The organism is Variovorax sp. 350MFTsu5.1, from assembly GCF_048302515.1.
Classification (GTDB): Bacteria; Pseudomonadota; Gammaproteobacteria; order Burkholderiales; family Burkholderiaceae_C; genus Variovorax; species Variovorax guangxiensis.
The window spans coordinates 6,293,837-6,305,088 of record NZ_CP157620.1 but is presented as its reverse complement, the minus strand read 5'-3'; the positions used below and the strand labels follow the sequence as shown (position 1 = coordinate 6,305,088).

The window sequence follows — 11,252 nt, the reverse complement described above, 5'->3', positions numbered from 1 at the left end:
TCAAGGCGCCAGGAAGGTGCAGAGCTTCTGGCCCAGCACCGTGGCGGCTTCTTCCCATGTGGTTTGGATGCCGATTGTAGAAAGATCGACCGTCTGCAGCCCCGCGTAGCCGCAAGGGTTGATGCGCGAGAAGGGTTCGAGGTCCATCCGCACGTTGAGCGCCACGCCGTGATAGGTGGCGTGGCGGCTCACCTTGATGCCCAGCGCGGCGATCTTTCCGAGCCCTCGGAACGGGTCGGCCGCGGGCATGGGGCCGGTCAGCGCGGCGTGGGAGAACGGGGCGTCCAGGCGCACGTAGATGCCTGGAGCGCCCGCCACGCGGTGGCCCGTGACGCCGAAGTGGGCCAGCGTGCGCAGCACGGATTCCTCGATGCGGTAGACGTACTCCTTGACGAAGTACCCCGCGCGTCGCAGGTCGATCAGCGGGTAGGCCACCACCTGGCCGGGGCCGTGGAAGGTGACCTGGCCGCCACGGTCGGTCTGCACGACCGGAATCGCACCGGGGTTTAGGATGTGGTCCTGCCTGCCCGCGATGCCCTGCGTGAAGACCGGGTCGTGCTCGCAAATCCATAGCGCATCGGGCGTGTCGGGCGTGCGCTCGAGCGTGAACTGCTTCATCGCAGCGAAGGTGTCGGCGTAGTCGACGCGGCCTAGCGGGCGCAGCTCGATGGCGGCGGCGATTGCGGCGGCGGTGTCGGTCATCGCAGGGCCTGCCGCGCCGAGAGTCCGGGCATCAGAGCACGACCTTGACCATCGGGTGCGAGGACAGCGCGCGATACAGGTCGTCGAGCTGCTCGCGGCTGGTGGCCGTGACGGTGATGGTCACGCCGAGGTAGTTGCCGGCCTTGCTGTCGCGCAACTCGACGGTGGTGGCGTCGAAGGTCGGGTCGAAGCGCTCGGCGATCTGCGTGACGGCGTGCACGAAGCTATCGACCTTGGCGCCCATCACCTTAATCGGAAACTGCGAGGGGTACTCGATCAGCGATTCCTTGCGTGGATCGGGGATCGAGGTGGTTTCGGTGGCGGGGGTGTTGCTGTCGGTCATGCCGGGGCTCCGTGTTTCTGCTCTTGCTGCTTCCGAGCGTTGTGTACCTTGGCCTCCTGGTAGGCCTTGTACAAGCTCTCGTAGATGGGGCCGGGGCGGCCATTGCCAATAGGCTTGCCATCGAGCGTGGCGACCGGCAGCAGTTCCTTGCTGGCCGAGGAGATGATCACTTCGTCGGCGGCGAACACTTCTTCGCGCGAGATGGGTCGCAGTTCGAAGGGAATGCCGAGCGTCTTGCTCATGCGCTCGAAGAGACCGTAGCGGATGCCGGTGAGCACGAGGTTGTTCTTTGGTGGGCCCATCAGCTTGCCGTCCTTCACGATCCACACGTTGCTCGACGAGGCCTCGCTGAGCCAGTCGTCGCGGAACATGATGGTCTCGGCCGCGCCGGCCTCCACGCTGATCTGCCGAGCGAGCACGGCACCCAGCAGGCTGGTGCTCTTGATGTGCGCCTTCTGCCAGCGGAAGTCGGCCGCGGTAACGCAGGCCACGCCCTTGGCGCGGATCGCGTCGGAAATGGGTGGCAGCGGGTTCACCATCACGAACACGGTAGGGCGCAGGCCGCGCACCATTGCGTGGTCGCGCGGGGCTACGCCACGTGTCACCTGGAAGTACACCGACTGCGGTGCGTCGCCTGCGGGCGCTACGAGGCGCATCACGATCTCGCGCCACTGCGCGAGGGAGAGCGGGTTCTCGATCTGCAGCTCGGCAAGCGAGCGGTCGAGGCGGGCCATGTGCTCCTCGAAGCAGAAGGGCTGGCCGAAGTAGACGGGGACGTATTCGTACACACCGTCGCCGAAAATGAAGCCGCGATCGAGGACGCTGATCTTCGCGTCGCGCAGCGCGGTGTATTCGCCATCGAGGTAACAAAGCGTGGCGGGCAGGGCGTCGGTGATAGGGTGCATGCCGGAATTATGGTTGCGCGCGCCACGTCGGGCTCCCGTCAGGGAATGCGGCGCCGTTTTGCGTGCGCGACAGCGCGGGTGGCGGGACAGGCTGGGTTTTTACTTATAATCAATGGCTTTGTAGAAATTCTGGGTCGTCATCCGGGCTTCATTCGAAATGAAAACAATCGCCCGTCGTGACTCGGAGGCCACTGAAGGCCTTGATACAGAATTCAAGCCGTTGACTGCCGATGAGGCGCGTGAACTGCGTGCAAAGAACCCATCGATCTCCCCGTGGCGGGTGATCGCGGGTCAGTTGGTTGTCGGTCTGGTGGTGGCTCTGGCCGCCTGGGGGCTGACGGGGAGGCAAAATCTGGGATGGTCCGCCGCATATGGCGCGATCGCGGTGGTTGTTCCATCGGCGGTCTTCGCGCGCGGGCTGACCGGCCGGTTTTCCTCCCTGAATCCGGGCACTGCGGTGTTCGGGTTCTTCCTGTGGGAAATGGTCAAGATGGCCTTGTCCGTGGCAATGCTGATTGCTGCGCCAAGGCTGATTACGGCGCTGAGCTGGCCAGCAATGCTGGTCGGCCTGGTGGTGACAATGAAGGCGGCCTGGTTGGCGGTGATGTTCTCGCCCCGGCGCCGGAAACTGAGAGACGAGTAACCGAATGGCTGCTGAAAACGCTGCGGAACATGGTCAGACCGCTGGTGAATACATCATTCACCACTTGACGCACCTGCAAAGCTCCAAGCCCGGAGGTGTGGCCGACTTCTCGGTTTTCAACTTCGACTCTCTCTTCTTCTCGATCACGCTCGGTATCCTGGGTTGCTGGCTGCTCTGGCTGGCTGCCCGCAAGGCCACTTCGGGTGTTCCCGGCCGTTTTCAAGCGGCTGTCGAACTGCTCGTCGAAATGGTCGACCAGCAGGCCAAGGGCATCGTCCACAACGCCACCAGCCGCAAGTTCGTGGCCCCGCTGGCGCTCACGATCTTCGTTTGGATCTTCCTGCTGAACGCAATGGACCTGTTCCCGGTCGATTTGTTCCCGGCGATCTGGGCCAAGATCTTCCACCTCGCCGGTGAAGATCCGCATCACGCCTATCTGCGCGTCGTGCCCACGGCCGACCTCTCGGTGACGATGGGCATGTCGGTCGCCGTGCTGCTGGTCTGCCTCTACTACAACGTCAAGATCAAGGGCCTGGGCGGCTGGGTGCACGAGCTGTTCACCGCGCCCTTCGGCAACCACTGGGCGCTGTACCCCTTCAACTTCGCCATGCAGCTGATCGAGTTCGTCGCCAAGACGGTCTCGCACGGCATGCGTCTGTTCGGCAACATGTACGCCGGCGAACTGATCTTCCTGCTGATCGCCCTGATGGGCGGTGCCTGGTCGCTCTCGGCCACCGGCATCGGCCTGGCCATCGGCCACATCATCGCGGGCACGGCCTGGGCCATCTTCCACATCCTGATCATCACGTTGCAGGCCTTCGTGTTCATGATGCTGGCGCTGGTCTACATCGGCCAGGCCCACGATCACCACTGATCAGCCGCTTTCGTTCTTGTTTTTGTTTTTCTCTTCAACCAAAGTCCTCTAGGAGTCATCATGGAAGTTATTAGCTTTGTTGCACTGGCCGCCGGCCTGATCATCGGTCTGGGCGCTGTGGGCGCATGTATCGGCATCGGCATCATGGGCAGCAAGTACCTCGAGTCGGCCGCACGTCAGCCCGAACTCATGGGTGAACTCCAGACCAAGATGTTCCTGCTGGCCGGTCTGATCGACGCCGCGTTCATTATCGGCACCGGTATCGCCCTGTGGTTCGCAACGGCCAACCCGTTCCTGTCGCAAATCGCCAACCTGCCGAAGTAAGTCTTTCTCGTCGGACCTGCGTCGTCGTTCTCTAGCCTGCTAGCGAATGGCTTCGATTCAATCCCATAGAGAGGGTGAAAAGTGAGCATTACCGGTACCCTGATCGTTCAGATGATCGTGTTCCTGATCCTGGTCGGGTTCACGATGAAGTACGTGTGGCCGCCGATCGCGAAGGCGCTGGACGAACGCGCTGCCAAGATCGCCGAAGGCCTCGCTGCAGCCGACAAGGCCAAGTCCGAGCTTTCCGCCGCCAACAAGCGCGTGGAAGCCGAACTGGGCCAGGCCCGCAACGAGTCCGCACAACGTCTTGCCGACGCCGAACGTCGCGCCCAGGCCATCGTTGAAGAGGCCAAGGCCCGCGCGACCGAGGAAGGCAACAAGATCGTTGCAGCCGCACGCGCCGAAGCCGAACAGCAGGCACTGAAGGCCCGTGAAGCCCTGCGCGAGCAGGTCGCGGCACTGGCAGTCAAGGGCGCGGAGCAGATTCTGCGCAAGGAAGTGAATGCGGGCGTTCACGCCGATTTGCTCGCCCGTCTGCAGACCGAACTCTGATAGAAGCCATGGCAGAACTCGCCACCATCGCACGCCCCTACGCCGAGGCGCTCTTCAAGGCATCGTCGTCCGACGTGGCCGGAACCAGCGCCTGGCTCGAAAAGATTGCCGCCATCGCGGCCAATCCGGAGCTCCAGCAGTTCGCCGACAACCCCAAGGCCACGGCCGAACAGGTGATCGGCGTGGTCGCCGGTGCATTCGGTGCACCGCTGGCCGCTCCTGCCCAGAACTTCCTGTCCGCACTCCTCGAGAACGGGCGCTTTTCGGTGCTGCCGGAAATTGCGAAGCAGTTCCGGGCACTCGCCAATGCGCAGAGCGGCTCGTCCGACGCAGTGGTCTACAGCGCCTTCCCGATCGAGGACGCTGCACTGGCCAACGTGTCTGCCGCGCTCGAGAAGCGTTTCGGTCGCAAGCTCCAGGTCACGGTTCGCCAAGAGCCTGAACTGATCGGCGGCATCCGTGTGGTGGTCGGCGACGAGGTGCTCGACACCTCCGTCAAAGCGCGCCTTGAACAAATGAAAGTTGCGCTGGTGGCCTGACGGCTCCCGGCCCCTTACAAAGAAAGAAGGAAAGAGTCATGCAACTCAATCCCGCAGAAATTTCCGAGCTGATCAAGAGCCGCATCGAGGGCCTCGGGGTCAGCGCCAACATCCGCAACGAAGGCACCGTGGTGTCGGTGACCGACGGCATCGTGCGCATCCACGGCCTGTCCGACGCGATGCAGGGCGAAATGCTGGAGTTCCCGGCCACTGCCGACGGCGTCCCGTCGTTCGGCCTCGCGTTGAACCTCGAGCGCGACTCGGTCGGCGCCGTGATTCTGGGCGAGTACGAGCACATCTCCGAAGGCGACACCGTCAAGTGCACGGGCCGCATCCTGGAAGTGCCGGTGGGCCCCGAGCTCGTCGGCCGCGTGGTGAACGCCCTGGGCCAGCCGATCGACGGCAAGGGTCCGGTCAACGCCAAGATGACGGACGTGATCGAGAAGGTCGCACCGGGCGTGATCGCCCGCAAGTCGGTCGACCAGCCGATGCAGACCGGCCTGAAGTCCATCGACTCGATGGTGCCCGTGGGCCGCGGCCAGCGCGAGCTGATCATCGGCGACCGCCAGACCGGCAAGACCGCCGTGGCGATCGACGCGATCATCAACCAGAAGGGTCAGAACATGACCTGCGTCTACGTCGCGATCGGCCAGAAGGCTTCGTCGATCAAGAACGTGGTGCGCGCCCTGGAACAAGCCGGCGCCATGGACTACACGATCGTGGTCGCGGCCTCCGCTTCGGAATCGGCAGCCATGCAATACGTCGCGGCCTACTCGGGCTGCACGATGGGCGAATACTTCCGCGACCGCGGCGAAGACGCGCTGATCGTCTATGACGACCTGTCGAAGCAGGCCGTTGCCTATCGCCAGGTGTCGCTGCTGCTGCGCCGTCCCCCGGGCCGCGAAGCCTACCCCGGCGACGTGTTCTACCTGCACAGCCGTCTGCTCGAGCGCGCAGCCCGCGTGAACGCCGACTACGTCGAAGCCTTCACCAAGGGTGAAGTCAAGGGCAAAACCGGTTCGCTGACCGCGCTGCCGATCATCGAAACGCAAGCCGGCGACGTGTCCGCCTTCGTTCCGACCAACGTGATCTCGATCACCGACGGCCAGATCTTCCTGGAAACCAACCTGTTCAACGCAGGTATCCGCCCCGCCATCAACGCCGGTATCTCGGTGTCGCGCGTGGGTTCGTCGGCCCAGACGAAGATCATCAAGGGCCTGTCCGGCGGTATCCGTACCGACCTGGCGCAGTACCGTGAGCTGGCTGCGTTCGCGCAGTTCGCTTCCGACCTCGACGAAGCCACCCGCAAGCAGCTCGACCGCGGTGCCCGCGTGACCGAACTGCTGAAGCAGCCGCAATACAGCCCGCTGTCGATCTCGCTGATGGGCGCGTCGCTGTTCGCCGTGAACAAGGGCTTCATGGACGACCTCGAAATCAAGCAGGTGCTGCCTTTCGAGCACGGCCTGCACCAGTTCCTGAAGTCCAGCCACGCCGCGCTGCTCGACAAGATCGAGAAGGCCAAGGCTCTGGACAAGGAATCGGAAGCCGAACTGCTGGCCGCCGTCACCTCGTTCAAGAAGTCGTTCGCCTGATCGACGCCTTGACCGACGCAAGAAGGAGCTCTCATGGCAGCTGGTAAGGAAATCCGCGGCAAGATCAAATCGGTGGAGAACACCAAGAAGATCACCAAGGCCATGGAAATGGTCTCGGTTTCCAAGATGCGCAAGGCGCAGGATCGCATGCGCGCCGCTCGCCCCTACAGCGAAAAGATCCGCAACATCGCAGCCAACCTCGGCAAGGCGAACCCGGAGTACACCCACGCTTTCATGAAGACGAACGACGCCAAGGGCGTCGGCTTCATCATCGTGACCAGCGACAAGGGCCTGTGCGGCGGCCTGAACACCAACCTGCTGCGTGCTGTCACCAGCAAGCTGCGCGAAGCGCAGTCCGCAGGCAACGTGGTGGAGTCGGTCGCCATCGGCAACAAGGGTCTGGGTTTCCTGAACCGCATCGGCGCCCGCGTGGTGGCCCATGTGACGCAGCTGGGCGACACGCCGCATCTGGACAAGCTCATCGGGCCGGTCAAGACGCTGCTGGACGCCTACGCCGAAGGCAAGCTGTCGGCGGTGTACCTGTGCTACACGAAGTTCATCAACACCATCAAGCAAGAGCCGATGGTGGAACAGCTCCTGCCGCTGAAGGCCGAGACGCTGCAGGCCGATCCGGCGCATCACTCGTGGGACTACATCTACGAGCCCGATGCGCAGAGCGTGATCGACGAGCTGCTGGTGCGCTACGTGGAATCGCTGGTGTACCAGGCCGTGGCAGAGAACATGGCGTCCGAGCATTCGGCGCGCATGGTGGCCATGAAGGCCGCGACCGACAACGCAGGCAACGTGATCAACGAGCTGAAGCTGGTCTACAACAAGACCCGCCAGGCCGGCATCACGAAGGAACTGTCGGAAATCGTGTCCGGCGCGGCCGCCGCCGCGGGCGTTTGATCGAGGCAATGCAACAGGCCGCGTTGCTGATCAGGGGCGTTCCGCGCTCCTGATAACCCAAGGCCTTTTTTAGGGGACTCTGCGCAAAATGAAGAAGATGCTTGCTCTGGTGGCTGTTGCTGCCGCTCTGACCGCCTGCTCCAAGAAGGAAGAGGCGCCCGCGCCTGCACCGGCTCCCGCCGCTGCACCTGCTGCGCCCGCTCCGGCACCCGCGCCCGCTCCTGCAGCAGCGCCGGCGGCTGCTCCCGCCGCAGCTCCGACGGCATCCGCCGCCGATCTGCCGCAGGAATGCAACGACTACCTGGCCAAGGTGCAGACCTGCGTCGCTTCGCAAAGCGGTGCTGCTGCCGACGCCATGAAGGCAAGCCTCGACCAGACGAAGGCCACCTGGGCTTCGATGGGCGCCGACAAGGCTGCACTGGGCCAGGCCTGCAAGGCTGCTTCGGACGCTTTCGCCGCACAGGCGACGGCCATGAAGTGCTGATGAAGTACTGACAGCGAAGACTGCAAAGAGAAATTCAAGGATGCCGGCCTGTCCGGCTTTCTTGCAAAAGCGGCCCGTTTTGGCAGCAGGACGCTTCTGCAAGAACCTGTCGCAAATTTATTGAGATCCATCCAGAAGGAAACGCCATGGCTGAAGGAAAAATTGTCCAATGTATCGGCGCCGTGGTCGACGTGGAGTTCCCGCGTGACCAGATGCCCAAGGTCTACGACGCCTTGAAGTTCGAAGGCGGCGGGCTGACCCTCGAAGTTCAGCAGCAGCTCGGCGACGGCGTGGTGCGCACCATTGCACTGGGCTCGTCCGACGGCCTGCGTCGCGGCCTGGTCGTGACCAACACCGGCGCTCCCATCACCGTGCCGGTCGGCAAGGCCACCCTCGGCCGCATCATGGACGTGCTGGGCCGCCCGATCGACGAGCGCGGCGACGTGGGCCAGGAGCTCACCGCTTCCATCCACCGCAAGGCTCCCGCGTACGACGAACTGTCGCCTTCGCAGGACCTGCTGGAAACCGGCATCAAGGTGATCGACCTTGTCTGCCCGTTCGCCAAGGGCGGCAAGGTGGGCCTGTTCGGTGGCGCCGGCGTGGGCAAGACCGTGAACATGATGGAACTCATCAACAACATCGCCAAGGCTCACTCGGGTCTGTCGGTGTTCGCAGGCGTGGGCGAACGTACCCGCGAAGGCAACGACTTCTATCACGAGATGGCCGACTCCGGCGTCGTGAACCTCGAGAAGCTCGAGGACTCGAAGGTGTCGATGGTTTACGGTCAGATGAACGAACCCCCGGGCAACCGCCTGCGCGTGGCGCTGACCGGCCTGACCATCGCCGAGTCGTTCCGCGACGAAGGCCGTGACGTTCTGTTCTTCGTGGACAACATCTACCGCTACACGCTGGCCGGTACCGAAGTGTCGGCGCTGCTGGGCCGCATGCCTTCCGCCGTGGGCTACCAGCCGACGCTGGCCGAGGAAATGGGCCGCCTGCAGGAGCGGATCACGTCGACCAAGGTCGGCTCGATCACCTCGATCCAGGCCGTGTACGTTCCCGCCGACGACTTGACCGACCCGTCGCCTGCCACCACCTTCGCCCACCTGGACTCCACCGTGGTGCTGTCGCGTGACATCGCCTCGCTGGGCATCTACCCCGCCGTGGACCCGCTGGACTCGACCTCGCGCCAGCTCGACCCGAACGTGGTCGGCGAAGAGCACTACAACGTGGCCCGCGCCGTGCAGGGCACCCTGCAGCGCTACAAGGAACTGCGCGACATCATCGCGATTCTGGGCATGGACGAACTGGCTCCGGAAGACAAGCTGGCCGTGGCCCGCGCCCGCAAGATCCAGCGTTTCCTGTCGCAGCCGTTCCACGTGGCCGAAGTGTTCACGGGCTCGCCCGGCAAGTACGTGCCGCTGGCCGAAACCATCCGCGGCTTCAAGATGATCGTGAACGGCGAGGCCGACCACCTGCCCGAGCAGGCGTTCTACATGGTCGGCACCATCGACGAAGCGTTCGAGAAGGCCAAGAAGGTCGCTTAAGAAGGAATCACCATGGCAGGCACCATCCATGTGGACGTGGTCAGCGCGGAAGAGTCGATCTTCTCGGGCGAAGCCAAGTTCGTCGCGCTGCCCGGTGAAGCCGGTGAGCTCGGCATCTTCCCGCGCCACACCCCGCTGATCACGCGCATCCGCCCCGGCGCCGTGCGCATCGAAACCGCCGACGGCAAGGAAGAGTTCGTCTTCGTGGCCGGCGGCATTCTCGAAGTGCAGCCCAACGCAGTCACCGTGCTGTCCGACACCGCGATCCGCGGCAAGGACCTCGACGACGAGAAGGCCAACCAGGCCAAGGCCGCAGCAGAAGAAGCGCTGAAGAACGCGAAGAGCGACATCGACATCGCGATGGCCCAATCCGAGCTGGCCGTGATGGCCGCCCAGATCGCGGCGCTGCGCAAGTACCGTCAGAAAAAATAAGCTCCTTCGTCGGAGCACAAGAAGCCGCCCTTCGAGGCGGCTTTTTTTCGTCCACCGTGCGCCTGGCATCGTTGTAATTTGGCCTGAATTAGGTCGAAGTTCGGCCTTGTCCGGCTGAAGCCCGCCACCTAGTATTCGCCTTCGTCCAGCGGCAATGACCGCTGGCGCAAGACAAAGAACACCGGAGACAAGGCGCGTGGCACCCTGGAGTGGCATCACTGCGGACGAAATGCGTTTGCTGGAAACGACCTTCTGGTCGGCCGGCGGTTCGCGCCATGCCATGGCGGAGCAGCTGGGCTTTTCCAAGAGCAAGGCCAACGGGCTGATCGCCGGCCTCGTCGACCAGGGCCTTCTGGCGGAAGCCGGCCTGCAGCGCTCGTCGGGCGGACGACGCCCCGAAAACCTCCAGCTGCATGCCGCACTCGGCGTGCTCGTCGGCGTCGACATCGGCGCCACCAGCCTCGACGTGGCCGTGCTGCGGCCCGACCTCAGCGTGCTCGCCCAGCACGACGAACCCGCCGACGTGCGAGAGGGCCCAGCGGTCGTGCTGGCCCGTGTGCGCGTGCTGATGCGCGAGCTGCTGGCCCGCTGTGGCCACGGCCCCAAGGACGTGCTCGGCATCGGTATCGGCGTGCCCGGCCCGGTCAACTTCGAGATCGGCCAGCTCGTGAACCCGCCGCTGATGCCGGCATGGGACAGCTTCTCGATCCGCGACTACCTGCGCGAGGACTATGCCGCCCCCGTCTTCGTCGACAACGACGTGAACCTCATGGCGCTCGGTGAGCTGTGGCGTCTGAGGCGCTCGCTGCAGAACTTCCTCGTCATCAAGATCGGCACGGGCATCGGCTGCGGCATCGTCTGCCATGGCGAGGTGTACCGCGGCGCCGCCGGTTCGGCCGGCGACGTGGGCCACATCTGCGTCGACCAGGAAGGCCCGCGCTGCCACTGCGGCAACCTCGGCTGCGTCGAGGCAATGGCCGCCGGCCCGGCGATCACTCGCATGGCGGTGCAGGCCGCCGAGGCCGGCGAGAGCGCCGCGCTGGCCGAAGTCCTGCGCCAGCACGGCCGCATCGACGCGATCGACGTGGGCCAGGCCAGCCGCGGCGGCGACACGGCTGCCAACGCCATCATCCAGCGCGCCGGCAGCCTGATCGGGCAGATGCTCGCTTCGGTCGTCAACTTCTTCAATCCGTCGCACGTGTTCATCGGCGGCGGCATCACGCGCATCGGGCCGCTGTTCCTCGCTGCCGTGCGGCAGAGCGTGTACCAGCGCTCGCTGGCGCTTTCCACGCGGCACCTGGAGATCCAGTACACGCCGCTGGGCATGCAGGGCGGCCTGATCGGCGCGGGCGTGCTCGCGATGCAGGAAACGCTGAAGGCACGCGGGGTGGCGCCGTGACCGATGC

General features: G+C 64.3%; 14 protein-coding genes. 11 read left to right on the top strand and 3 right to left on the bottom strand.

Annotated features, from left to right (window positions below; genetic code table 11):
- From lipB to ABL843_RS28655, 3 genes are read right to left on the bottom strand one after another with little or no spacing between them, the layout of a single operon-like run.
- Positions 1–702 carry a lipoyl(octanoyl) transferase LipB gene (gene lipB, locus ABL843_RS28665; RefSeq protein WP_418118190.1) on the bottom strand — a complete coding sequence of 234 codons (702 nt, stop codon included), beginning with the start codon at positions 700–702 and terminating at the stop codon, positions 1–3.
- Positions 703–733: 31 nt separating this feature from the next.
- Positions 734–1,045, bottom strand: a complete 312-nt coding sequence (locus tag ABL843_RS28660; RefSeq protein ID WP_418118189.1) for a YbeD family protein — start codon at positions 1,043–1,045, stop codon at positions 734–736.
- Positions 1,042–1,950, bottom strand: a complete 909-nt coding sequence (locus tag ABL843_RS28655; RefSeq protein WP_418118188.1) for a D-amino acid aminotransferase — start codon at positions 1,948–1,950, stop codon at positions 1,042–1,044. Before ABL843_RS28655 ends, ABL843_RS28660 begins: the two co-directional genes overlap by 4 nt.
- Positions 1,951–2,107: 157 nt before the next feature.
- On the opposite strand from ABL843_RS28655, the gene ABL843_RS28650 reads away from it, so the two are divergent.
- The 11 genes from ABL843_RS28650 to ABL843_RS28600 all read left to right on the top strand — a co-directional run bounded on the left by ABL843_RS28650 (position 2,108) and on the right by ABL843_RS28600 (position 11,245).
- A complete protein-coding gene (locus ABL843_RS28650; protein ID WP_126025134.1) occupies positions 2,108–2,593 on the top strand; it encodes an ATP synthase subunit I in 486 nt (161 codons plus the stop codon).
- A 4-nt stretch (positions 2,594–2,597) separates the two neighbouring features.
- Positions 2,598–3,467: a F0F1 ATP synthase subunit A gene (gene atpB, locus ABL843_RS28645; protein WP_019657642.1), complete on the top strand. Its 870-nt coding sequence runs from the start codon at positions 2,598–2,600 to the stop codon at positions 3,465–3,467.
- Positions 3,468–3,527: 60 nt separating this feature from the next.
- Complete coding sequence (atpE, locus tag ABL843_RS28640) at positions 3,528–3,791, top strand: F0F1 ATP synthase subunit C (protein ID WP_019657641.1); 264 nt, start codon at positions 3,528–3,530, stop codon at positions 3,789–3,791.
- Positions 3,792–3,872: 81 nt separating this feature from the next.
- The gene (locus ABL843_RS28635) at positions 3,873–4,343 is read left to right on the top strand and encodes a F0F1 ATP synthase subunit B (RefSeq protein ID WP_019657640.1); all 471 of its coding nucleotides are present in this window, start codon (positions 3,873–3,875) and stop codon (positions 4,341–4,343) included.
- A gap of 8 nt (positions 4,344–4,351) precedes the next feature.
- Positions 4,352–4,882 (top strand): F0F1 ATP synthase subunit delta, encoded by a 531-nt coding sequence (locus ABL843_RS28630; protein ID WP_019657639.1) that lies wholly within the window; start codon positions 4,352–4,354, stop codon positions 4,880–4,882.
- A 38-nt stretch (positions 4,883–4,920) separates the two neighbouring features.
- Positions 4,921–6,474 carry a F0F1 ATP synthase subunit alpha gene (gene atpA / locus ABL843_RS28625; protein WP_418118187.1) on the top strand — a complete coding sequence of 518 codons (1,554 nt, stop codon included), beginning with the start codon at positions 4,921–4,923 and terminating at the stop codon, positions 6,472–6,474.
- A 33-nt stretch (positions 6,475–6,507) separates the two neighbouring features.
- Positions 6,508–7,383, top strand: a complete 876-nt coding sequence (gene atpG / locus ABL843_RS28620) for a F0F1 ATP synthase subunit gamma (RefSeq protein WP_126025131.1) — start codon at positions 6,508–6,510, stop codon at positions 7,381–7,383.
- An 88-nt stretch (positions 7,384–7,471) separates the two neighbouring features.
- Positions 7,472–7,867 (top strand): hypothetical protein, encoded by a 396-nt coding sequence (locus tag ABL843_RS28615; RefSeq protein WP_126025130.1) that lies wholly within the window; start codon positions 7,472–7,474, stop codon positions 7,865–7,867.
- Positions 7,868–8,013: 146 nt separating this feature from the next.
- The gene (gene atpD / locus ABL843_RS28610) at positions 8,014–9,414 is read left to right on the top strand and encodes a F0F1 ATP synthase subunit beta (protein WP_126025129.1); all 1,401 of its coding nucleotides are present in this window, start codon (positions 8,014–8,016) and stop codon (positions 9,412–9,414) included.
- A 12-nt stretch (positions 9,415–9,426) separates the two neighbouring features.
- Positions 9,427–9,846: a F0F1 ATP synthase subunit epsilon gene (locus tag ABL843_RS28605; protein WP_019657634.1), complete on the top strand. Its 420-nt coding sequence runs from the start codon at positions 9,427–9,429 to the stop codon at positions 9,844–9,846.
- Positions 9,847–10,075: 229 nt separating this feature from the next.
- Entirely contained in the window at positions 10,076–11,245 is a 1,170-nt protein-coding gene (locus ABL843_RS28600; RefSeq protein WP_126025128.1) for an ROK family protein, read from the top strand.
- The last annotated feature ends 7 nt before the right edge of the window (positions 11,246–11,252 follow it).